The organism is Actinomycetospora endophytica (genome assembly GCF_021026375.1).
GTDB classification, from domain to species: domain Bacteria; phylum Actinomycetota; class Actinomycetes; order Mycobacteriales; family Pseudonocardiaceae; genus Actinomycetospora; species Actinomycetospora endophytica.
The window spans coordinates 413,904-435,711 of the sequence record NZ_JAJNDB010000007.1; the positions used below are offsets into that span (position 1 = coordinate 413,904).

The window sequence follows — 21,808 nt, forward strand, 5'->3', positions numbered from 1 at the left end:
CGGGTGGTCCGGTGGACACTTGGCAGGTTCAACTTCCGATCGCAGGCTACGAGGCGCGAACTGTGATAGTCGAGTTTGACCGCCGACGACCCGCCTACCCGCAGGTCTACGCCGACGGGTCGGTCGAGTCGCCGCATCGCTTCCGGAACAAGCGCGGTGGACGGATGCTCTGTATCTGGCATTCTGGAGACGATGCTTGCCGTAGATGGGTTCCCGAAGACGGCCTGCTTAAGCTACTAGGAATGATCGCCGAGCATCTATTCAAGGAAGCGTGGTGGCGCGAACACGGCGAGTGGCTGGGTGAGGAATACCCTCATGAGGAGGCGGACACGATATGAATTGTGGGTTGTCGGCTGAGGCGGCGACGACCTCATCGGCCTCTGCGGCGACGTTGGTCCTAGCCGCGATACTTTCGGGCACGGTCGCAGCGGCTGTCATCACTGGGCTAGTTACGGTTGTTCTCGCTCGACGGAAGAGTCGAGAAGAAGAACGAGCGCGGCTCCGACAGGCATTCGCCGATGCTCGACGCGCTCAGGCAGCTTACAAGGAGTTCCCCTACGCGATCCGTCGGCGGGCAGCGGAGCGCCCTGTCGACGAGCGCATCAGGCTTAGCGAGGCGCTGAGGGAGATACAGGCGAATATCGACTTTCATCTCGCTTGGACCGAGCTGGAGTCCGAGCACGTTGGGCGCGCTTTCGCTGAACTCATCAAGCAAACCAGAACAGTGGCCGGGGAACACATGAAGTCGGCGTGGCAGACCTCAGCAGCCGACGCTGACGAAGGCATGATCGTTCCGCGTGCCCTTGTTGACCTGAGCGCCCTGAAGCCAGCAGAGGAGGCCTACACCCGAGCGGTCCAGGCTCACTTGCGGGCATTAGCTCCTCGTTGGAGCCGCACTGGGCACTGACTCGCGACGTTGACGATCTTGACCAACGCAACGATGTTGGGTTTGATGCAACATCGTGGATCATGGTCCGGCGTTGCCAGGAGCGGCGTCCTTGGTGCTGGTGTCAGGCGTCCTGCATCTGGACCCAGCGCCTGCTGTGTTCGAGGCGATGTTGGACGGCTGGTCACGTCAACAGCGGTCCCGGTTCCTACGGGCGGACGCCACGATCAAGCCGCGGCTCGAGGTCGTGCGTCGCTTCGCCCGGTTCTCCAACCAGTACCCCTGGCAGTGGACACCTGGTGAGCTTGAAGCGTTCATGAGCTCGATGTCGGTAGCGGTCTCGACCGCGCGCAGCTACCAGAACGCGCTGCGGCTGTTCTGCGACTACATCACCGACGCCCGCTACGGCTGGCCGAGCGAGTGTCTGGAGCGGTTCGGCGCCTCACCGCAGCAAGTGCTGCACGAGTGGAACTCGGTGCTCCACAACGTCGAGTTCGAGGGCCGCACCTCACGGCGACCGCTGAGCTACGACGAGGTCCAGGCTCTCTTCGACGCCGCCGATGGCCGCGTCGAGGAGATCCGCGAACGGCGACGCAAGGGAGCTGCCGCCGCCCAGCGCGACGCGGTTCTGCTCAAGACGGTCTACGCGTTCGGGCTACGGCGCCAGGAAGCCCAAGGCCTCGACCTGGTTGACCTACGCAGCAACCCGAAGGCGAAGGCCTTCGGGCGCATCGGCGGGCTCTTCGTCCGGCACGGCAAATCCTCGCGGGGCAGCACCGCAAAGCGTCGCACCGTCCTGACGGTGCCGGAGTTCGACTGGATCGTCGAGCTGGTCGAGCACTACCTCGCCGAGGTCCGGCCTATCTTGGTCCCGGGGGACCACCCGGCGTTCTGGGTGACCGAACGCCGCGGCCGGATGTCACTCCGGTCGATCAACGATGCCTTCGAGCACGCCCGCGCCGCTGCAGGCATCGACCCCGAGCTCGACCTGCACTCGCTGCGGCACTCCTACGTCACGCATCTGGTCGAGTTCGACTATCCGGAGCGCTTCGTCCAGGAGCAGGTCGGCCACTCCTACGCCAGCACCACCGCGATCTACACCGGAGTGTCCGACGACTACCGCAACCGGCTGCTGCAACGGTCGCTCACCGCGCCCGGCTTCGACCTCTGGGAGCCTGTCTCATGATCAAGAAGATGGGCTTCGAATGGCATCTGCGCCGGCGCATGGCCGAGCGGGACCTCTACCAGACCTCAGACCTGGTGCCGCTACTCGCCGAGCGCGGCATCGAGCTCTCCCGCGAACAGGTCTACCGCCTGGTCACCCAGCCCCCGCAGCGGCTCTCGATGGACACCTTCGCCGCGCTCTGCGACATCCTCGCCTGCAACCCCAACGACCTCATCGAGATCACCACCGTCAACACGACGGTCCGCAAGACCGGTACCGGTTCCACGCCGCGGCGCGCTCCAGAAGTCCGGCGCACCACCATCCGTCGCCCCGACCAGTCGTGACCTCACCGGAGACCCGGGAAGCCCAGCGCCAGCACCAGATCCGGCAGCGTCACACCACCATCCGATCCGCCATCCAAGCCTCCATCACCAACCTCGCCGAACAGGAACTCGACGAGGTCCTCGCGACCGCGCAAGCCACTGACGGTCGGGCGCTGCGCGAGCTTGCCGACCACCTCCAAGCTCACCCGGACGCCCTCCTGACCGGCTCAGCGGACGGTCCCAGAGCGTTGATGCGGGTCTTGGGCGTGCTCGCCACGGCTGGCCATCCGGTCGCCCTGCCCCGATGCACAGACTGCAGCAAGCAGACCGCGGACCTGCCCCGACTTGGTGCCAACGGTCGGATCTGCCCGGCATGCGCGGGAAGGAACTACCGCGGCGACTGCGCACGCTGCGGGCGACTCGACACCCGCATCGCCGCCCGCCGACCAGAGGGCCCGATCTGCTACCCGTGCTACCGCGTTGATCCCGAGCGGATCGAGACATGCGCTCGCTGCGCCCGCGACCGCCCCGTCGCCTCCCGCACCGACGACGGCGGCGCCCTCTGCTCCCGCTGCTGGACTCCGCCCCAGCGCTGCTGCGTCGGATGCGGACGAACCGGCCGGGTCGTGTTCGTCGGCGACGACGGGCCCCTCTGCGTCAACTGCTACCGCCGCGACCACCGACCCCGCGCGCGCTGCGGACGCTGCAACCGCGTTCGGATCGTGTCCCGCCGCGGCAAGAACGGCGAGCCCGACCTCTGCGAGAGCTGCAACCCCGCCACCAGAGCCACCGCCACCTGCAGCCAATGCGGTCGCGACCGTTCCGGCCACCGCGACGCCACCGGCGAGTGGATCTGCCGAAGCTGCGCCCGCGTCCCACGCGCCTGCTCGCGCTGCGGCCGCTCCCGCCCAGTCCACGCGCATCTCCCACTCGGGCCGGTCTGCAACACCTGCCACATCAAGCTGCACGATCACCCCGAACACTGCGCGAGTTGTCACGAGCTCCGCGTCCTGATCGGACGCGACGACCACGGTCCCCTCTGCGGGCCCTGCGCCGGCAGCACGCTCGACCCACGCTGCCGCACCTGCAAGCGCCCGGGCCGCCACTACTCCGACGAGAAGTGCGCCCGATGCGAGCTCCACGAGCGGGTCGACGACCTGCTCGCCGGTCCCAACGGCACACCGAACCCGCAGCTACAACCCGTCCGAGAGCTGCTGCTTGCCGCCGACCGCCCCAACGGCCAAATCGCCTGGCTTATGCGAAGCGACGCCGCACAACTACTGCGGGATCTCGCCCGTCGCGAGGACGTTGTCACCCACAACTACCTTGACACCCTGCCCCAGAACCGGGCTGAGACGTTTCTGCGCGCACTGCTCGTCGACGCTGGCGTCCTCCCCGCCCGCAATGAGGAGCTCGAACGCATCCGGCCCTGGCTCGAGACCTTCCTCGCCGACCAGCCCGACCACGCCCGCCTGATCCGCCCCTTCGTCCATTGGTTCGTGCTACGCCGCGCCCGCCGAGCCGCGGCCCGACGCCGCTATCAAGCCAGGGCAGGTCACCACCTCCGAGCCAAGGTCCGTGTTGCTCACGAATTCCTCGCCTGGCTCGACACCCTGCAACTCGACCTCGCCGAACTCGACCAGGCGACCATCGATCGCTGGCTGACCCAGGGCACATCCCAAGCCCGCGAGATTCGCTCCTTCCTCGCCTGGGCTCGATCCCACCGCCTCACCAAGGAGCTGCGGGTCCCATTCCCACCACGGCAACAGCCGGAAGCGATGCTCGAGGAAGGGGAGCGTTGGCGGTTGCTCGAGCGGTGCTTCAACGACACGACCCCACCGCTCGACACTCGCGCTGCGGGGGCCCTGATCCTCCTCTACGGACTCCCGCTGATCCGAATCCGGAGCCTGACCGCGGACCACCTCGAGCATCACTCCGACGAACGCACCCACCTCATCGTCGGCGCCCACCGCCTCCTGCTTCCACCCAAGCTCGCCGACATGCTCAGTCGCCTCGCCGAAGCCGGCTCCGGACGCTCCCGCTACCCGACTCGCCCCGGCGCCCGGCGGTGGCTCTTCCCCGGGCTCGTCCCAGGCGCTCCTCTGAGCGCCGAAGGCTTCAACGTCAAGCTCGCCCGCTTCGGCCTGCATACCCGACCAGCCCGCAACGCGGCCCTGATCTCACTCGCCGCGCAACTCCCGTCGGCTGTCCTGGCAGACCTCGTCGGGCTGCACCACAACACCGCCGCACGCTGGTCCCAGCTCGCCGCGCGCGACTGGCACGACTTCGTGGCCGCACGACCGATGCTTACCGCAGGTTCGGAATAGGTGCCCTGCACCAGTATCGCCCCGGGTGGGGAGGGCCGCGACGGCTCTCCCCACCTCCGGGCCGGTCGAGCTCAGCTCGCCGGCGGGGCCTCGACCACGACGACGACGTTCTGGTCGGGGTCGCGCAACATGAACATCAACGGCGCGCCGGGCGTCCGCATCGGCTCGGGCTCGAGGTCGACGCCGCCGATCGCGGTGAGCCGCCGGTGCTCGCCGACGACATCGGTGGTCTCGACGCCGATCGAGCTGCCGCCCGGCTCGTCGTACATCGGCGGGTTCAGCGCGAGCCGCGCCACCGACCCGGGCGGTGCCACCTCCACCCACCGGTTCTCGCCGTTCTCGCCGAACGTCGTGTCGCTGCGGACGTCCCAGCCGAGCCGGTCGCGGTAGAACGAGATGGCGGCGTCCACGTCCGAGACGGTGAACATGACGACGCCGATGCTGGTGACGCTGGTCGGCGCGTCGGTCGGGGTGCTCATACGCTCCTCCGGGCTGTAGGGACCGGTCGGAATTGTCCGGATCGGTTACCACAGTACGGTAGTGGGACCCCGTGATCTTCCTCAAGGACCGTTCGGGGTCGTCCCGATGAACGAGCGGATCCGTGCTGATCAGGGGCACGCGAGGCATGCCAGGGCGCTGGAATTCCTGCGTGGTGTGCCTGTCGCGCTCCCGCCGACGGAACCCACCCCCGTCAAGCGTCGCGGCGGCGCATCCGTACGACGGTGACCACCAGCCCGATCGCGATGTAGACCAGCGCGCGGATCGTCGACGACCACAGGTTGTCGAACGGCAGCGGATCGCGCAGCACGTCGGTGCCCGCGCTGAAGCCGGTCGTCAGCAGCACCGGCTGCAGCCACTCCAGCGACGGGATCGCGGACAGCACCCCGAACACGATGAGGCCGCCCAGCACCGACGCCAGCACGACGAGCGGGTGCTCGGTGAGCGTCGAGATCGCCAGCGCCACCGCGCCGACGGCGAGCAGCTGCCCGACCGTCCACACCGCGACCAGCGCGATCCGCCCGAGCGCCTCGCCCACCCCGAGCGTGGTGCCCGAGAGCGTGACCAGCGTGCCCTGCGCGCCGCCGACCACGACCGTTCCGGCCACCATCCCGACCACTGCGATGAGCAGCACCGCGAGCACGGCCACCATGACGACTCCGGCGGACTTCATGACCACCAGCCGCACCCGCCCGACCGGGGCGAGCAGCAGTCCGCGCAGCGTGCCGGTCGCCGCCTCGCCCGCGATCGCGTCGGCGGCGGCCTGGGCGACGGCCAGCGGCAGCAGCAGCGCGAGCGCCAGCCCGAGGGCGACGACGGGCAGCACGAAGCCGTTGCCCGCGATCTCGGCGACGAGCCCGGGACCGCGCCCGGACGGCGGCCCGCCCGCCGTCGCGACCCCGATCGCGATCGCCAGCGGCACGAGCGCGAGCAGGCCGAGCACCACCAGCGTGCGCGGCCGGCGCAGCACCCACCGCAGTTCCGCGCCGAGCAGCCGACCGAGCGGGGCGTGGGTGCGGGTCGTCACCGGTGTGTCGGCGGTCGTGGTCACGCGTCCTCCTCCGTCAGCCGGGCGAAGAGCTCCTCGAGGTGGGCGCGTCGCCGGTGCACCTCCCACACCCCGACCCCCCAGTGCACCAGCGCCGACACGACGTCGGGCGGTTCCAGCGGACCCGACGGGACCACGACCCCGCCGTCGCGCAGATACGGCCCGGCACCCGCGGCCCGCAGGGCGTCCAGGGCCGCGTCGGGATCGTCGGTCGTGACGACGAGCTCGCCCGCGCCCGCGTCGAGCAGCCCCGACAGCTCCCCGGAGACCAGCAGCGAGCCCCGCTGGAGGACCGCGACGTGGGTGCACACCGCCTCCACCTCGGCGAGCAGGTGGGAGGAGAGCAGCACCGTCGTGCCGGCGTCGTGCAGCTCTGCGATGACCCGGCGGACGTCGCGGGTGCCCGCGGGGTCGAGGCCGTTGGTGGGCTCGTCGAGCACGACGAGCCGGCGCGGGACGAGCAGCGCGGCGGCCAGGCCGAGGCGCTGCTTCATCCCGAGCGAGTAGCCGCGGTAGCGGCGCCGGGCGGCCTCGGTCAGGCCCACCCGCTCGAGCGCCGCGTCGACCGGTGCCCCGAGGTCGCCGGCCAGTCGCGGCTCGGTGGCCGCGGCCCGACGCAGGTTGTCGCGTCCGGAGAGGAACGGGTGGAACCCCGGGCCCTCGACGAGCGCCCCGACGTCGGGCAGGGCGGCCGGGAGGTCGTCGCCGGTCCGGCCGAGCAGCTCGACGTGCCCCGCGGTCGGCCGGGTCAGCCCGAGCAGCATCCGGATCAGCGTCGTCTTCCCGGAGCCGTTCGGCCCGAGCATCCCGACGATCGCGCCCGACGGCAGGTCCAGGTCGACGCCGTCGACCGCGACGACGCGGCCGAACGTCTTGCGCAGGCCCCGCACCCGGGCGGCGGGCGCGGGCTGGTCGTCGGGGGTGGGCCCGTCGGGGAACGGCACGACGTCGAGCGTCCCAGGTGCCGTGGTCACCGGCCGAGCGCCTCGGAGAGCACCTGCTCGGGCACCGCCCCGGCGGCGATGCGGCCGTCGTTCGTGACGATCGCGGTCGCGACGGCGGTGCTGATGAGACGGCCCTGACCCCACGGTCCGCTGACCGGGGTGCCGAGCGCGGAGAGGTCGGGGGCGTCGCCCTCGTCGCGGTTCGGGTTCGGCCGGGTCGCGGGCTTCTGCGCCACGATGACGCGGTCCCACCCGTCACCGACGACCTTGGGCGCCTGGGCACCCTGCGGGGGACCACTCTGGCCACCCGGGCCACGAGCCGGCGCGTCCTTGACGGCCGTCCCGGGCGGCGGGGTGAACGTGAACAGCGACTGGTCCTGCGGCCCGAACGTGATGTCGGAGAACCCGACGGTCAGCGCCGGTTGCGGCGAGCCGGTCGCCAGGACCGTGAGCTGCAGCGGGATGCGCTTCTCGGCGTCGACGGCGACGCGGACCTCGCGCAGCAGGGTGCGCTCGGTCGGTAGCGGGGTGAGCACCAGCTGGTACGCGGAGCGGCCCGCGACGTCGGTCGTGCCGTCGACGGTGACGGTGCTCGTCTTCCGCAGGTCGGCGATCATCTGCGTGGCCGCCCCGGACGGGTCGGTCTGCGGGTCGACACCGCCGGGCCGACCCGGGTGCGCCGGCGCGTTCGCCGGGTGCGCCGGGGCCTTCGTCACGGTGCGGTCGGTCGAGTCGTAGGACCAGCGCGTCGTGCCGTCCGAGACGAGCGTGCGCTCGCCGTCGGGCGAGGGGATCGCCGCCCGGCCCTTCCCGTCCCCGTTCGACCACACCCGCACCGTCGACGTGCCGTTCCCCAGCTGCGGCACCTGCGGGATGGCGGGCAGGCCGAGCTCGTTGTCGACGGTGACCGTGCCGTTCATCGGGCCGGGCTTCGCGGTGATCACCGAGGCGGCGAGCGCCTCCGGCGTCACGGGCGGCAGCGGCGGTGCGGCCGCCGCGGTCGGTGCCACCGCCACCCCGACGGCGACCGCCCCGGCCACCACGATCCCCGCCAGCCCGGCGCCCCAGCGCCCTCGCCTGCTCATGGCTCCATCCTGGGCGGAACTTCCTGAGAGACCCACAGCGTCGTCCGCGCCCGCTGATCACGGTCGTGGGGTTCCTGTGGGTGTCACCCGGACGTGCGGCGCGGCAAGATCCCGCGGCGCGTCCCCGGCTGTGACGATCCCTCACGTGGGGGAAACACGGGGGACGACGGCCAGGGCGCGCGAACGCGAGGGGGATCACCGATTCGGCTACGGCGCACAGTGCGTCCTGGCCGGGGTCGTGATCGCCGTCCTGATGATGGCCGTGGTGCTGTCGCCGGTCCCGGTGCTCTGACGGCCGACCGTCACGGCGGGCTCGGCGCTACCTTCGGGGGCGTGCCCCGTGTGCTGGTCGTCGACGACGAACCGGGGGTGCGCGCGGCGCTGATCCGCGGGCTCGGCGCCGAGGGCATGGAGGTCGTCGCGGTGGGCGACGGCCCGACCGGCCTCGCACAGGCCGAGACCGGCGCGTTCGACGTCGTCGTGCTCGACGTCGTGCTGCCCGGGCTGTCCGGCTACCGCGTGCTCGAGCGGCTGCGTGCCGGTGGCGTCGAGACCCCGGTGCTGCTGCTCTCGGCGAAGGACGGCGAGGTCGACCAGGCCGACGGGCTCGATCTCGGCGCGGACGGCTACGTCGTCAAACCGTTCTCGTTCGTCGTGCTGGTGGCGCAGCTCCGCGCGCTGCTGCGCCGACGGGGTCCGGCGCCGGCCCGGGTGGTGCTCGGCGCGCTCACCGTCGACCCGGGGGCGGGGACGGCGAGCTGGGAGGGCCGCGAGATCGAGCTGTCGAACCGGGAGACCGGCGTGCTGCACGTGCTCGCGACGCGGCAGGGCGAGACCGTCACCAAGGACGAACTGCTGACCGCGGTGTGGGGCGAGGGCGCGGCCGCGCCCAACGTCGTCGAGGTCTACGTCGGCTACCTGCGCCGCAAGCTCGCGGCGGCCGGGGCGGGGGAGCTCGTCACGACGGTCCGCGGGCGCGGGTACCGGCTCGACCTCGTGCCGGCGTGAGCACTCCCGATTCGAGCGAAGGGCCCCTTCGGTCGGCTGGATCGAGCGAAGGGCCCCCTCGCTCAGAACAGCGGCGAGGCCTCCGCGGCTGGTGGGCCCGCCGCGGGCTGCGGACGCGGATCACGCTGGTCGTCGCGCTCGTCGCCGTCGTCGTGCTCACCGCGCTCGTCCGGCTCGGGGCGGGCCTGCTGCTGACCGCCGTGGTCGCAGCCGGCGACGGGGAGCTGCGCGACCGGGCGCAGTCGGCGGGCGCCGCGGTCGTCGCGGGGACGCCGACCCCGCCCGGGGTCCGGGTTGTCGACGTCGCGGGCACCCCGACCGACGGCCGCGGCCCCGTCCCGCTCGACCCGGCCGCGGTGCGCGGCCTCGTCGCCGGCGTGCCCGTGACGGTCGGCGGTCCCGGCGGGCTCAGCCGGTGGGTGGCGGTGCCGGTGACGCTGCCCGACGGATCGCCGCGGCTGGTGGTGGCCACCCGGGATCTGCTCGGGTCGGTCGTGCTCCTCCGCGACGCCGCCGGCTGGTTCATCCCGGGCGTGCTGCTCGCGGCGGCGGCGCTCACCGGGGCGGCGTGGATCGCGACCCGCGCGGCACTGCGCCCGGTCGACCGGATGCGGGCGGCCGCCGCGGACACCGGCCCGGGGGAGCGCCTCCCGGTACCGGTCGCCGCCGACGAGATCGCCGCCCTCGCCGTCGAGATCAACGCCCTGCTGGCCCGCCGCGACGACGCCGTCGACCGGCTCCGGCGCTTCTCCGACGACGCCGCCCACGAGCTCCGCTCGCCGATCGCGTCGCTGCGGGCGCAGGCCGAGGTCGCGGTCGCGCACCCGTCGCCGGACTCGTCGGAGGAGGACCGGGCGGCCTGGCGCGGCGTCGCGCGCGACGCCGAACGGCTCACCGATCTCGTCGCCGACCTCCTCGCGCTCGCCCGGGCGGAGGGCGCCACGCCGGGCGACCCCACGCCGGTGGATCTCGCCGAGGCGCTCGGGGAGGCCGTCGCCCGCGCGCCCGGCACCACCGTCGCCACCACCGTCTGGGTGCCCGTCCCGGTCCGCGCGGCCGCCACCGACCCCGAGGTCGGGCTGGTCCTGGACAACCTGCTCGCCAACGCCCACCGGCACGCCCGCTCGGTGGTGCACGTGTCGGCGGTGCCCGCGGGGCGGTGGGTGCGGCTGCTCGTCGACGACGACGGCCCCGGCATCCCGCCGGCCGACCGCGAGCGGGTGTTCGACCGCTTCACCCGGCTCGACGCGACCACCGGTGCCCCCGGCGCGGGTCTCGGGCTGGCGCTCGTGGCGCGGCTCGTCGAGGGGCGCGGCGGGACGGTGCGCGCCGGGTGTTCCCCGGACGGCGGCGCGCGGCTGGCCGTCCGGTGGCCGGCGGCGACCTAGGCTGACCCGGGTGCGCGCGACGATGGATCCGGCGACCGCCGTGCGCCGCCTCGTGCCCCCGGAACGCCTGACGGACCGCGTCACGCCCCTCGAGCATGCCTTCGTGATCGCCCACTTCGGCCTCGCCGTCGCGGAGCCGGACCGGCCGGTCGTCGTCGGCGGACTCGTCGCGACCGAGGTGCGACTGACCCCGGCCGACGTCCGCGCCCTCCCCGCGCACCGCGTGGAGTCGGTGCACGAGTGCTTCGGCAACCCGCTCGAGCCCGGCGTCCCGGTGCGACGGGTCGCGAATCTCGTGTGGACCGGCGCGCGACTGCGGGACGTCCTCGCGCTCGCCGGACCGCTCGACGAGGCCGACACGCTCTGGGCGCGCGGCGCCGACCACGGCGAGTTCGGGGGCATCGCGGCGGACGACTACCTCAAGGACCTCCCACTCGACGTCGTCGCGGACCGGGCGCTGGTGGCGTACGCGGTCGACGACACCCCGCTCGCGACCGACCGCGGCGGACCGCTGCGCCTCGTGGTGCCCGGCTACTTCGGCACCAACAGCGTCAAGTGGCTCACCCGGCTGACGCTCGCGGACCACCGCCCCGAGCACCTGTTCACCACGCGGCTCTACCTGCGACCGGGTCCCGACGGCGAGCCGGTGCCGGTCCGGGACCTCGACGTCAACGCTGCGATCACCGTCCCGGCCGAGGGCGCCGCGGTCGGGCCCGACGTCGTCGTCACCGGCTGGGCGTGGAGCGTCGATCCGGTGACCGCCGTCGTCGTCACCGTCGACGGGACCCCGACGGCGGCCGAGCTCGACCCCGGACGACGGACGCGCCGGCGTGGCAGGGCTTCCGGGCGCGCGTCGCCCTCGGGCCGGGCGAGCACGTGCTCGCCGCGTCCGCCACCGACGCCGCCGGGCGGACCCAGCCCGCGAGCGGCGCCCGGAACGCGGCGCACCGGGTGGGCGTCCGGGTTCCCTGACACGACCGTGACGCGGCGCCGCCGATACGCTCGGCGACCGATCCAGTCGAGGCGGAGGGCGCGTGCGATGACCGGCACCGACGGCCAGGGCTACTACTCCCACGGCCGGCAGGGCGAGCACGAGTACTTCGACCTGGGGCCCTTCGTCCTCACCTCGGGCTACACGCTGCCGTCCGCCGTGCTCGCGTACCGCACCCACGGCACGTTGAACGCGGCGAAGGACAACCTCGTCCTGTTCCCGCACATGTACTCGGGGACGCCGTCGTCGCTCGACGCCTACATCGGGCCGGGCCTGCCCGTCGACACCGAGAAGTACTTCGTCGTCTGCCCCGGCCAGTTCGGCGGCGGGATGTCGTCCTCGCCGTCGAACACGCCGCCGCCCTTCGACCGCGGCCAGTTCCCGGCCGTCTCGATCGTCGACGACGTCGTCGCCCAGCACCGCCTGGTCACCGAGCACTTCGGGGCGGAGCGGCTGCACGCCGTGCTCGGGTGGTCGATGGGCGCCCAGCAGACCTACGAGTGGGCCGCGCGGTTCCCGGGCATGGTGCCGCGGGCGGCGGCGTTCGCGGGAACGGCGAAGACCCCGGCGCACAACCAGGTCTTCATCGACCTGCACATGGAACTGCTCCGCTCGGACCCGGCGTTCGCGGGCGGCTTCTACGCCGACTCCTCCGAGGTCCGGCTCGGGCTCACCCGCCACGCCCTCGCGTTCTCGCTGGAGGGCTTCACACACGAGTGGTACCGCGGCGAGCACTGGCGCGGGCTCGGGTACGCGAGCGCGAACGACTTCCGCCAGCACTTCATCCGCGGCTACTTCGCCCCGATGGACCCGAACAACCTCGTCGCCCAGGCGGCCAAGTGGTGGGCCGGGGACATCTCGCCGCACGGCCACGGGTTCCTGCCCGCGGCGCTCAGCAAGATCACCGGGCACTTCTTCGTGGTGCCGTTCGGCGGCGACAACTTCTTCCCGGTCGAGGACTGCGAGGTCGAGGCCGGCCTGCTGCCGCACGGTGAGCTGCGCGTGATCGACACCCCGGCGGGTCACTTCGCGATGTTCGGGCTGCGCAAGGAGGACACGACGCGGATCGGCGAGGTCATCACCGAGATGCTCTCCGGGGCGGGGTACTGACGACGTCCCGGATCTCGCCGGAGGTCACAATGTCCCCCGTGAGCGCGACGATCGTCCTGCGTGAGGCCCGTCCCGACGTGGAGCCGGGTCTCGGTGCGCTGCGCGGTTACCTCCACGACGTCATCGGCCGGATGCACGGTCGGCCCGCCACCGAGGACGAGGTCGAGGCCTTCGGGGTGGAGAGCCCGGACGACGGGCTCGTCCCGCCGGACGGCACGTTCGTCGTCGCCGTCGAGGACGGCGGGGCCGCCGTCGGCTGCGTCGGACTCCGCTGGCGCGGTCCCGGGGTGCCGCCCGACGCGGCCGAGATCAAGCGGATGTGGAGCGCGCACGAGGTGCGCGGGCTCGGCGTCGGGAAGCTGCTGCTCGACGAGGTCGTGCGCCTGGCCCGGGAGGCGGGCTGCGCGCGGCTGGTGCTCGACTCGCGGGCGGATCTGATCGAGGCCCGCACGCTCTACGAGCGCGCGGGGTTCGTCGAGGTCGAGCCGTACAACGACAACCCCCACGCCCAGGTCTGGTACGCGCTGGACCTCCTGTGACGCCGGCTCTGCTGTGACACTGCAGCGCGTCACCGCGACCCGCTACGTCACGCCACTGCGCGAGGGCGGGTCGCTGCCCGGGGTCGTGGAGGCCGACGACCTCGGCACCTACATCGTGAAGTTCACCGGCGCCGGGCAGGGCGTGAAGGCGCTCGTCGCCGAGGTCGTGGCCGGCGGGCTCGGCCGGGCGCTGGGGCTGCGGGTGCCGGAGCTCGTCGTCGTGGATCTGGACCCCGTGGTCGCGCGCGCCGAGCCCGACTGGGAGGTGCAGGAGCTGCTCGCCCGCTCCGGCGGGCCGAATCTCGGGATGGACTTCCTGCCCGGGGCGATCGGGTTCGACCCCGTCGCGCACACCGTGCCCGCCGACGAGGCGGCGCGGATCCTGTGGTTCGACGCCCTCGTCGAGAACGTCGACCGCACCTGGCGCAACCCCAACCTGCTGCGCTGGCATCGGGAGCTCTGGAGCATCGACCACGGCGCCTGCCTCTACTTCCACCACTCGTGGGCGCGCGCGGACGGCGTCGTCGGGCGGGCCTACGACGCGTCCGACCACGTCCTCCTGCCGTTCACGACGACGGCCGCGCGAGCGTCGGCCGACGAAGAGATGGCGGCGGCGGTGACGCGGTCGGTGCTCGAGGCGGTCGTCGCCGAGGTCCCGGAGGAGTGGCTCGCCGAGGACGCGTTCTTCTCCTCGGTGTCCGCGGCCCGGGCGGCCTACGTCGAGCACCTGCTGGCGCGGCTGGCGGATCGGACGTGGGTGCCGTGACCGGGGCCGAGCGGAACACCTATGAATGGGCGGCGCTGCGGGTCGTGCCCCGGGTCGACCGCGGCGAGTGCGTCAACGTCGGGGTGCTCCTCTACTGTCGCCACGAGGTGCACCTGACGATCCGGCTTGCGCTCGACACCGCACGGCTCGCGGCGCTGGCGCCCGACCTCGACGTCGAGGAGGTCGCGACCGCGGTCGCGGCCTGGGAGCGCACCGTCGCCGGGGAGGGCCCGGCGGGGGTGCTCTCGGCCGGCGAGCGCTTCCGGTGGCTCACCGCGCCGCGGTCGACCGTGGTGCAGCCCGGTCCCGTGCACACCGGGCTGACCGACGATCCCGAGACCGAGGTCGAACGGTTGCTGGCGCGGCTCGTCTGAGCGTCAGCCCACCTGGCGGCGGCAGAACTCCAGGACGAGCGCCCACTGGAAGGCCCGCTGCGCGTTGTCGGCCGCGCCGCCGTGCCCGCCCTCGACGTTCTCGTAGTACTCCACCGGGTGCCCGTACTCCCGCAGCCGCGCGACGAACTTCCGCGCGTGCCCGGGGTGCACGCGGTCGTCGCGGGTCGAGGTCGTCACGAGGATCGCCGGGTACGACGAGTCCTTGTCGAGCTTCTGGTACGGCGAGTACTGCGAGATGAAGGCCCAGTCGTCGGGGTCGTCGGGGTCGCCGTACTCGGCCATCCACGACGCCCCGGCGAGCAGCAGGTGGAACCGCCGCATGTCCAGCAGCGGCACCATCACGACGACGGCCCCGAACAGCTCCGGGTACCGCGTGATCATCACGCCCATGAGCAGCCCGCCGTTGGACCCGCCGTGGATGGCGAGCTGCCCCGGCGTCGTGATCTCGCGGTCGACGAGGTCGCGCGCCACCGCGGCGAAGTCCTCGTAGGCGCGGTGGCGGTGCTCGCGCAGCGCCGAGGTGTGCCACTCCGGCCCGTACTCGCCACCGCCGCGGATGTTCGCGACGACGTACGTGCCGCCGTCCCACCCCTGCTCCGGGGACGTCTCGATCCAGCCGCGGCCCATCACCCCGGAGTACGCGGGCGTCCGGGAGATCTCGAAGCCGCCGTAGCCCGTCATCAGCACCGGACCCGGCGTCGAACGCTCCTTCCCGACGACGAAGTACGGCACCTCGGTGCCGTCGTCGGACGTCGCGAAGAACTGCCGCACGGTGATCCCGGCGGCGTCGAAGAACGCCGGCGCCGAGCGCAGCGTCTCCAGCGGGGCGTCCTGCGCGGCGGTGTCCCCGATCTCGGTGCGCACGAACGTCGACGGCCGGGTGAAGCCGTCGGTGTCGAGGAAGACCTCGTCGCTCTGGTCGGGGTCGACCCCCATCACGCCGACCACGGAGAAGTCGTCGGCGGCCGGCAGTTCGCGCCGGCTCCACTCGCCCGGGGTGGCGTGCTCGGGCCCGGACGGCGGGGTCAGGACCTCGAGGCGCGTCGCCACGTCCTCGAGCAGGGTGAGGATCAGGTGGTGCTGCGTCCAGGCCCAGCCCGAGAGCGAGCGGCTGGCGGTGGGCTCGAACAGCACGGTGTGCTCGCGGCCCCCGGTGAGGTAGTCCTCGATGCCGAACGCGAGCAGCGTCCCGGCCGGGTACTCGGTGCCGGTGACCGTCCACGCCGAGCGCGTGCGCACCAGTAGCCAGGCGCGCTCGATCTCGGTGTCCGCGTCGGGCGGGACGTCGACGAGGACGCGGCCGCCGTCGGGGCGCAGCACGAATTCCTCGGCGGTGTGGAAGTCGGGGCTGCGGCCGACGATGTCGCGCTCGAAGCCGACGGTGTGGTCGTGCCCGGCGAAGGCCGACACGTCGGTCTCGTCGGCCTCGAACACGACGGGGGCGTCGGTTACTTCGGTGCCTCTGGTCCAGCGCCGCATCACCCGCGGGTAGCCCGACGTCGTCAGCGAGCCCGGTCCGAGGTCGGTGCCGACGAACACGGTGTCGTCGTCGATCCACGAGATCCGGCTCTTGGCCTCGGGGAGCGCGAACCCGCCGTCGTCGGCGGTGAGGAAGCGCTTCGTCGTGAGGTCGAACTCCCGGACGACCGTCGCGTCGGCGCCGCCGCGGGAGAGCTGGACGAGCGCGCGGGTGTAGTCCGGCCAGCGGGCCGCGGCGCCGGCCCAGACCCAGTTCTCCTCCTCCTCGGCGGCGAGCGCGTCGACGTCGAGCAGCAGTTCCCAGTCCGGGTCGCCGGTCCGGTACGAGTCCAGGGTGGTCCGCCGCCACAGGCCGCGCGCGTGCTCGGCGTCCTGCCAGAAGTTGTAGAGCAGGTCCCCCCGACGACGGGTGTAGGCGATGCGGTCGTCGGAGTCGAGGACCGCCCGCAGGCCGTCGCGCAGGGCCGTGAACCGCTTGCCGTCGGCGAGGGCACCGAGGCTCTCGCCGTTGCGCTCCCGGACCCAGGACAGGGCCTCGTCGCCGGTGACGTCCTCGAGCCAGAGGTACGGGTCGTCGGTGCTCGTCTCGGTGGTCACAGGCGTGGAGGTCACCCGCCCAGTCTGCCCAACTGTCCTGACCGGGTGCCGACGAGCCGCGCCGTCGGGTGAGGCGGTCGGGGCCGGTCGTCCGGTTCGGGCTTCGTCGTCGGGGGGTCTTGCTAGTCTCTCGAACATGCGTTCGAACGATGCGTGTGAGACGGGTGACGCGGTCAGCGCCGAGCTGACCGCGCTGCTCGGGCGCCTCGGGGAACTCGCCCGTGCTGAGGACGCGGCGGTGTCGGACGCAGCGCGGGTCGATCGGATCGCTCTGTTCGAGCAGATCCGGACCACCACCCCGACCGGGCACACCTACACCAGCCGAGCCGGGCCACGACCGATCGATGCGGTGTTGATATGTGGCGCTTCGGGCGTCTAGTGCGGTATAGATCCGTGCGTCTATCCCTGGATAGACAAACATGACCAGGGCAAGGACCCTGGAGAAGCGGATTCGACAGGAGGCCAAACGCCAGGGCCTGTCCTGGACCCTGCTTCGTCAGGGAGCGAATCACTCTTTGTACGGGCTCGACGGGGTCACGATCCCGATTCCGCGCCACGCTGAGCTCGGCGAGGGGCTGACCCGGGAGATCTACAAGCAGTGCGAAGCGAAGCTCGGGAGGGGCTGGTGGCGAAAATGACGACCTACACGGCCCGGGCAACGCGCGACAACGACCGCTTCTGGCTGGTCCACGTTGCTGAGCTCGGCCAGTACACCCAGGCTCGCAACGTCGCCGAGATCGAGACGATGGCTCGCGACCTGATCGCGACCTTGCGTCACATCGAACCGGACAGCATCGACCTCGAGATCGACATCCAGCTGCCGGGTTCCGCTCGAGAGCACCTGGCGCGCGTAGCGAGTTTGCGCGAGCAGGAGGCCGAGGCCCGGAAGGCCGCCGCCGCCGAGGCCCGGGCGGCCGCGACCGAGTTGAAGCGGGCAGGGCTCTCACTGCGCGACATCGGCAAGCTGCTCGGCGTCTCCTTCCAGCGGGCCGGGCAACTCACCTCCGACGGCTGACGCCGGGCCAGGATCTCACCGACCGGCGTGGCCGATCAGTGTCCCGTTCGTCCGTGGTGCGGGTGGTGCGTCGTCCGGCGCCGCGGTCCGGACCGCGCGGGCGGTTCGTTCACTCCGACCGGTCCGCAGGAGGTTCCGCCACTCGGCGGGGCTCCAGTGGGCGGGCTCTGTGGTGGCCAGGAACTCGCGCAGGACCGCGATGAAGCGCTCCGGGTGGGAGTGGAACGGGAAGTGTCCCGCCCGCTCGAAGACCTCGAGGCGGCTCTCCGGCATCGCGGCGTGCGCGGTGCGGCCGTGCTCGACGGGGACGATCATGTCGTCGGCGCCCCACACGAGCAGCGTCGGCATGCCGGCGGTGAGGTAGCAGCGGTCGAGCATCGTCACCACCTGACCGCGCCAGTCCACGACCGCACGCAGCGTCCGCAGGAAGGCGGCGCGGCTGGTGGCGTCGGGCAGGGCGTCGACGAGGCGGACGAAGTCCTCCGCGTCGCGGCCGAGGTTGGTGTCGAGCTGCTGGGCGAACCGCAGGAGCAGCTCGGTCTGGAAGCGGACGCCGGGCCAGCTGAGGATCGGCAGGATGAGGTCGGCGAACGGCAGCGACGCGGCCCGTAGTGCGGGGGTCACTCCCTGCGAGACGCCGCCCGCGCCGACGAGCACGAGCCGCTCGGTGCGCTCCGGGTACTGGTAGGCGAATTGCATCGCGACGCCGCCGCCGAGGGAGTGCCCGACGAGGCTCGCGCGGTCGATGTCGAGGACCGAGAGCAGGTCGCGCATCCCGTTCGCGTAGGCGCCGATCGAGTAGTCGCCGCGGGGCTTGTCGGAGCCGCCGTGGCCGAGGAGGTCGGGGGCGAGCACGGTGAAGTCATGCGCGAGGTCGTCGAGGATCGGGCCCCAGGTCGACGAGTCGTCGCCGATCCCGTGGATCAGCAGCAGGACCGGGCCGGAGCCCGCCATGCGGAAGGCTCGCCGGTACCCGTGCACGGTGCGGTACTGCAGGGCCCAGCGTTCGCCGGGCACGTTGCGCAGCACCGGACCCGGGGCCGGTGGACCTCCCCGTCCCGGACGGACAGGACCGAGCAGGGCGTACGTCGCCCGTAGCAGTCCCAGCACTCCTGGCTCCTCTCGTCCCGGCACGAAGCTCGCGGATCGCGGCAACCGGAAGATCGAGCGTAGGAGCGCCATGTGACGTCACGTGACGGGGAGGTTTCACCGATGTGGCGGCGCGACCGGCGGTCACGTCGTCTCGGCGACCGGGCCCTCCGGCCCGTCGTCCTCGGGCTCGTCGTCGTCGCTGTCGGCCCCGGAAGCGGGATCGACCTCGGCGAGCAGCAGGTACAGCTTGCGTCGGGCCTCGTCGAGGATGCTCGTCGCCTGCGTGACCTGCTCGTTCGTGCCGACCTGGGCGACCTGCGCCACGGCGCCGGCCAGTCCACGACCCGCGGTGCGGAGATCGGTGAACCCGTCGTTCGCACCCGCCTCCACCTGCGACCACACCGCGTCGAGCTCGGCGGCGTGCTCCTGGGTGTAGCGCTTGCCCTCCTCCGTCAGGTGCACGACCGTGCGGCCGGACTCCTTCTCGGTGTGGACCAGGCCTTCGTCGGCCAACTGCGAGACGGTCGGGTAGACCGAGCCCGGGCTGGGCTTCCACGAGCCGCCGGAGCGCTCGGAGATCTCCTGGATGATCTGGTAGCCGTGGCGCGACTCCTCACGCAGCAGCGCGAGGATGGCGAGGCGGACGTCGCCCCGCGAGCGCCGGCCCTTGCCGCGACCACCCGGGCCGTGACCGTGGCCGCCGCGGCCACCGGGACCGCGACCGCCGGGACCACCCCGACGTCCGCGCGGCCCTCCCGGACCCCACGGGCCGGGGAACTGGCCGCTGTCGTCGGGACCCGGACCGTCGTGCGGCCCCTCGCCCTCCGGTCCGCGACCCCGACCGCGTCCGCGGCCACGGGGACCCCCCGGGCCGAACGGGCCGTCGAAGGGGGGACCGAAGTCCATTCCGCCGAACGGGCCACCCCGTCGGCGTGCACCGCGTCGCGGCCCGCCGGGCTCGCCTCGGTGCTCGTGCGGCCCACCCGGGCCGCCGTGTCGGTGCGCCCGCTCCGGGCGCTCATGGGTGTTGAACATGGTGAGTGTTCCTCTCGATTGATGTCGCCGACTGTCGGCGATGGCTCAACGATATATCGTTAGCGCTCGCAAAGCGATGTGGCGCTCGTCACACTCGCCGACGCGGGTCAGCCCCGCGAGAGGATCTCCGTCAACCGCGCCGCGTTCGCCTCGACGTGATGGCGCACGACGGCGGCCGCGTGTGCCGGATCGCCGGAGTCCAGCGCGTCGACGATCTCGGCGTGCTCGGCGACGACCGCGTCGGAGTGTTCGTACTCGCGGTCGGACACCGACAGGACGAGCAGGTAGACGCGCAGCTCCTGGGTGAGCTGGGCGTAGAAGTCGTCGAGCCGGCGCACACCCAGCATCCCGACGAGCGCGGCGTGGAAGGCGAGGTCGCGCTCGACGATCAGCTCCGGGTCGTGCGTTGCGGCCACCTCGCGCAGGTCCTCGAGCGCCGCCCGGACCCGGGCGAGCGCCTCGGGCGGACGGGGTGAGGCCACCGCGGCCACCTCGAGCTCGGCGCGGGCGGCGTAGAGGCTGGCGAGCTCCTCCGGGGTCGGGGAGATGACGACGGCGCCCCGGTTGATCTCGTAGCGCACCAGTCCGCGCAGCTCCAGGGCTCGCACCGCCTCGCGGACGGTCGGCCGCGAGATCCCGAGATCCGTCGCGATCGCGCTCTCGCGCAGTCGGGCGCCCGGCGAGATCCGTCCGTCGAGGATGCGCTCCGCGAGCCCGTCCGCGACCTGCTGCGCGGTGGTGGTGCGCCGCACCGTCATCCCGGCCGTGAGTCCCTCGTCGACTCGCACGCCGCTACTCTAGTCCTTGTGCCTCACTGCTGAACTGTCTTACAGTTTCGAGCCTCCAGGGAGGTGCGGATGACGCTCGGTGAGGCCCTCTGGCACGGCCAGGCACATATGCCCACGACGGCGCGGACCCGGCTGACGATCGCCGGCGGCGACGGCGCGTACGTGACGACCGACGACGGCCGCCGGCTGCTCGACGCGACCGCCGGGCTCTGGCACACCAACGTCGGGCACGGGCGCGAGCGGATCGCCCGCGCCGCCTACGACCAGATGTGCCGGCTGGAGACCTACCACTGCTTCGGGCGCTTCGCGAACGAGCCGGCACTACGCCTGGCCGACCGGCTCTCAGCGCTCGGTCCGGTCGACGGCGCCAAGGTCATGCTCACCAGCGGCGGGTCCGACTCCGTCGACCTCGCCTGCAAGCTCGCTCTGCGCCACGCGCAGCTCTCCGGGGACACCACCCGCACCGTGCTGGTCTCCCGGGACCGCGCCTACCACGGCCTGCACGGGCTCGGGACGAGCATCGCGGGGCTGCCCTACAACCGCGACGGGTACGGCTCGCCGTCGCTCGTGCCGGACACCGCGCGCATCCCGACGAACGACCTCGACGGTGCCCGGGCGCAGATCGAACGGATCGGCCCGGAGCGGATCGCCGCGATCGTCGCCGAACCCGTGATCGGGACCGGCGGCGTGCACGGCCCGGCCGAGGGCTACCTCGAGGGGCTCCAGGCCCTCGCTCACGACATCGGCGCGCTGTTCGTCGCCGACGAGGTGATCACCGGCTTCGGACGTACCGGACACTGGTTCGCCAGCGACCGCTGGGGACTGCAGCCCGACGTCATCACCCTCGCCAAGGGCCTGACGAGCGGCTACGCGCCGCTCGGCGCGGTCCTCGTCGCGCCGCGCGTGGCCGACCGCTTCTTCGCCGACACGCCGGACACCCCGATGTTCCGCCACGGCCTGACCTACTCCGGGCACGCGACCGCCTGCGCGGTCGCCGAGGCCAACCTCGACATCCTCGCCGAGGAGGAGCTCGTCGCCCGCGCCGCGGCCGCCGAGGACGTGCTGACGAAGGTGCTGGATCCGCTGCGCGACCACCCGCTGGTCGCCGAGGTGCGCTCGGGCGCCGGCTTCCTGGCCGGGGTCGCGCTGCGCGCGGACGTCGACGGGGCTGCGGTCGCCGCCGACGTCACCGACGAGGGCGTGATCCTGCGCGCCATCCACGAGAACACGCTGCAGATCTGCCCGCCGTTCGTGGTCACCGACGACGAGGTCGACCACATCGCGACGACGATCCGCACGGCTCTCGACCGACGCGTCACCTGATCCCGG

General features: G+C 72.4%; 23 protein-coding genes. 14 read left to right on the forward strand and 9 right to left on the reverse strand.

Features of this window, described 5'->3' with window-relative positions; translation table 11 throughout:
• Window positions 1–11: 11 nt before the first annotated feature.
• From LQ327_RS28250 to LQ327_RS28260, 3 genes are all read left to right on the forward strand, one after another.
• The gene (locus tag LQ327_RS28250; protein WP_230739180.1) at window positions 12–338 is read left to right on the forward strand and encodes a hypothetical protein; all 327 of its coding nucleotides are present in this window, start codon (window positions 12–14) and stop codon (window positions 336–338) included.
• Window positions 339–962: 624 nt separating this feature from the next.
• Window positions 963–2,072: a tyrosine-type recombinase/integrase gene (locus LQ327_RS28255; protein ID WP_230739181.1), complete on the forward strand. Its 1,110-nt coding sequence runs from the start codon at window positions 963–965 to the stop codon at window positions 2,070–2,072.
• An 8-nt stretch (window positions 2,073–2,080) separates the two neighbouring features.
• Window positions 2,081–2,395 carry a helix-turn-helix domain-containing protein gene (locus LQ327_RS28260; RefSeq protein ID WP_230739184.1) on the forward strand — a complete coding sequence of 105 codons (315 nt, stop codon included), beginning with the start codon at window positions 2,081–2,083 and terminating at the stop codon, window positions 2,393–2,395.
• Between the two features lie 2 nt (window positions 2,396–2,397).
• Here LQ327_RS28260 and LQ327_RS28265 read toward each other — a convergent pair whose 3' ends face one another.
• The gene (locus LQ327_RS28265) at window positions 2,398–2,580 is read right to left on the reverse strand and encodes a hypothetical protein (protein WP_230739187.1); all 183 of its coding nucleotides are present in this window, start codon (window positions 2,578–2,580) and stop codon (window positions 2,398–2,400) included.
• Between the two features lie 420 nt (window positions 2,581–3,000).
• Between LQ327_RS28265 and LQ327_RS28270 the strand changes: the two genes are divergently transcribed.
• Complete coding sequence (locus LQ327_RS28270) at window positions 3,001–4,701, forward strand: site-specific integrase (RefSeq protein ID WP_230739188.1); 1,701 nt, start codon at window positions 3,001–3,003, stop codon at window positions 4,699–4,701.
• Window positions 4,702–4,772: 71 nt separating this feature from the next.
• Here the strand turns inward: LQ327_RS28270 and LQ327_RS28275 are convergent, their stop codons facing one another.
• The 4 genes from LQ327_RS28275 to LQ327_RS28290 form a co-directional block, all read right to left on the reverse strand.
• Window positions 4,773–5,180 carry a VOC family protein gene (locus LQ327_RS28275; RefSeq protein WP_230739189.1) on the reverse strand — a complete coding sequence of 136 codons (408 nt, stop codon included), beginning with the start codon at window positions 5,178–5,180 and terminating at the stop codon, window positions 4,773–4,775.
• A gap of 212 nt (window positions 5,181–5,392) precedes the next feature.
• Window positions 5,393–6,250: an ABC transporter permease gene (locus LQ327_RS28280; protein ID WP_230739190.1), complete on the reverse strand. Its 858-nt coding sequence runs from the start codon at window positions 6,248–6,250 to the stop codon at window positions 5,393–5,395.
• Window positions 6,247–7,191 (reverse strand): ABC transporter ATP-binding protein, encoded by a 945-nt coding sequence (locus LQ327_RS28285; protein ID WP_230739300.1) that lies wholly within the window; start codon window positions 7,189–7,191, stop codon window positions 6,247–6,249. Before LQ327_RS28285 ends, LQ327_RS28280 begins: the two co-directional genes overlap by 4 nt.
• Window positions 7,192–7,217: 26 nt before the next feature.
• Window positions 7,218–8,276: a LolA family protein gene (locus tag LQ327_RS28290; protein ID WP_230739191.1), complete on the reverse strand. Its 1,059-nt coding sequence runs from the start codon at window positions 8,274–8,276 to the stop codon at window positions 7,218–7,220.
• A gap of 145 nt (window positions 8,277–8,421) precedes the next feature.
• On the opposite strand from LQ327_RS28290, the gene LQ327_RS28295 reads away from it, so the two are divergent.
• Genes LQ327_RS28295 through LQ327_RS28325 form a run of 7 tightly spaced genes read left to right on the forward strand, consistent with a single transcriptional unit; the run spans window position 8,422 to window position 14,452 of the window.
• On the forward strand, window positions 8,422–8,568 hold the full coding sequence (locus tag LQ327_RS28295; protein ID WP_230739192.1) for a hypothetical protein: 147 nt from the start codon (window positions 8,422–8,424) through the stop codon (window positions 8,566–8,568).
• A gap of 50 nt (window positions 8,569–8,618) precedes the next feature.
• Window positions 8,619–9,284 carry a response regulator transcription factor gene (locus LQ327_RS28300; RefSeq protein WP_230739302.1) on the forward strand — a complete coding sequence of 222 codons (666 nt, stop codon included), beginning with the start codon at window positions 8,619–8,621 and terminating at the stop codon, window positions 9,282–9,284.
• Window positions 9,281–10,672: a sensor histidine kinase gene (locus LQ327_RS28305; RefSeq protein WP_230739193.1), complete on the forward strand. Its 1,392-nt coding sequence runs from the start codon at window positions 9,281–9,283 to the stop codon at window positions 10,670–10,672. Before LQ327_RS28300 ends, LQ327_RS28305 begins: the two co-directional genes overlap by 4 nt.
• Window positions 10,673–10,682: 10 nt before the next feature.
• Window positions 10,683–12,773 (forward strand): alpha/beta fold hydrolase, encoded by a 2,091-nt coding sequence (locus LQ327_RS28310; protein ID WP_230739195.1) that lies wholly within the window; start codon window positions 10,683–10,685, stop codon window positions 12,771–12,773.
• 38 nt (window positions 12,774–12,811) lie between these two features.
• On the forward strand, window positions 12,812–13,312 hold the full coding sequence (locus LQ327_RS28315; RefSeq protein WP_230739198.1) for a GNAT family N-acetyltransferase: 501 nt from the start codon (window positions 12,812–12,814) through the stop codon (window positions 13,310–13,312).
• 13 nt (window positions 13,313–13,325) lie between these two features.
• Window positions 13,326–14,078, forward strand: coding sequence for a HipA family kinase (locus LQ327_RS28320; RefSeq protein WP_230739313.1), 753 nt, complete (start codon window positions 13,326–13,328; stop codon window positions 14,076–14,078).
• On the forward strand, window positions 14,066–14,452 hold the full coding sequence (locus LQ327_RS28325) for a DUF3037 domain-containing protein (RefSeq protein WP_230739304.1): 387 nt from the start codon (window positions 14,066–14,068) through the stop codon (window positions 14,450–14,452). The genes LQ327_RS28320 and LQ327_RS28325 overlap by 13 nt, the downstream gene beginning before the upstream one ends.
• 3 nt (window positions 14,453–14,455) lie before the next feature.
• Here the strand turns inward: LQ327_RS28325 and LQ327_RS28330 are convergent, their stop codons facing one another.
• A complete protein-coding gene (locus tag LQ327_RS28330) occupies window positions 14,456–16,564 on the reverse strand; it encodes a prolyl oligopeptidase family serine peptidase (protein ID WP_230739200.1) in 2,109 nt (702 codons plus the stop codon).
• Window positions 16,565–16,685: 121 nt separating this feature from the next.
• Between LQ327_RS28330 and LQ327_RS28335 the strand changes: the two genes are divergently transcribed.
• Together LQ327_RS28335 and LQ327_RS28340 are read left to right on the forward strand one after the other, a co-directional pair.
• A complete protein-coding gene (locus LQ327_RS28335; RefSeq protein ID WP_230739203.1) occupies window positions 16,686–16,928 on the forward strand; it encodes a hypothetical protein in 243 nt (80 codons plus the stop codon).
• A 255-nt stretch (window positions 16,929–17,183) separates the two neighbouring features.
• Complete coding sequence (locus LQ327_RS28340; protein WP_230739205.1) at window positions 17,184–17,564, forward strand: hypothetical protein; 381 nt, start codon at window positions 17,184–17,186, stop codon at window positions 17,562–17,564.
• Between the two features lie 15 nt (window positions 17,565–17,579).
• On the opposite strand, the gene LQ327_RS28345 is transcribed toward LQ327_RS28340, so the two are convergent.
• The 3 genes from LQ327_RS28345 to LQ327_RS28355 all read right to left on the reverse strand — a co-directional run bounded on the left by LQ327_RS28345 (window position 17,580) and on the right by LQ327_RS28355 (window position 20,479).
• Window positions 17,580–18,674: an alpha/beta fold hydrolase gene (locus tag LQ327_RS28345; protein WP_372460768.1), complete on the reverse strand. Its 1,095-nt coding sequence runs from the start codon at window positions 18,672–18,674 to the stop codon at window positions 17,580–17,582.
• A gap of 123 nt (window positions 18,675–18,797) precedes the next feature.
• On the reverse strand, window positions 18,798–19,562 hold the full coding sequence (locus LQ327_RS28350) for a PadR family transcriptional regulator (RefSeq protein WP_230739208.1): 765 nt from the start codon (window positions 19,560–19,562) through the stop codon (window positions 18,798–18,800).
• Between the two features lie 236 nt (window positions 19,563–19,798).
• Entirely contained in the window at window positions 19,799–20,479 is a 681-nt protein-coding gene (locus LQ327_RS28355) for a GntR family transcriptional regulator (protein WP_230739211.1), read from the reverse strand.
• Window positions 20,480–20,548: 69 nt separating this feature from the next.
• On the opposite strand from LQ327_RS28355, the gene LQ327_RS28360 reads away from it, so the two are divergent.
• Entirely contained in the window at window positions 20,549–21,802 is a 1,254-nt protein-coding gene (locus LQ327_RS28360) for an aminotransferase family protein (RefSeq protein ID WP_230739214.1), read from the forward strand.
• Window positions 21,803–21,808: the final 6 nt, after the last annotated feature.

What these genes read in the sequence shown, in the direction of transcription:
- LQ327_RS28335 (WP_230739203.1), top strand. Translation starts at nt 16,686, where the DNA reads ATGCGTTCGAACGATGCGTGTGAGACGGGTGACGCGGTCAGCGCCGAG.
- LQ327_RS28260 (WP_230739184.1), top strand. Translation starts at nt 2,081, where the DNA reads ATGGGCTTCGAATGGCATCTGCGCCGGCGCATGGCCGAGCGGGACCTC.
- LQ327_RS28290 (WP_230739191.1), bottom strand. Translation starts at nt 8,276, where the DNA reads ATGAGCAGGCGAGGGCGCTGGGGCGCCGGGCTGGCGGGGATCGTGGTG.
- LQ327_RS28350 (WP_230739208.1), bottom strand. Translation starts at nt 19,562, where the DNA reads ATGGACTTCGGTCCCCCCTTCGACGGCCCGTTCGGCCCGGGGGGTCCC.
- LQ327_RS28340 (WP_230739205.1), top strand. Translation starts at nt 17,184, where the DNA reads ATGACGACCTACACGGCCCGGGCAACGCGCGACAACGACCGCTTCTGG.
- LQ327_RS28360 (WP_230739214.1), top strand. Translation starts at nt 20,549, where the DNA reads ATGACGCTCGGTGAGGCCCTCTGGCACGGCCAGGCACATATGCCCACG.
- LQ327_RS28275 (WP_230739189.1), bottom strand. Translation starts at nt 5,180, where the DNA reads ATGAGCACCCCGACCGACGCGCCGACCAGCGTCACCAGCATCGGCGTC.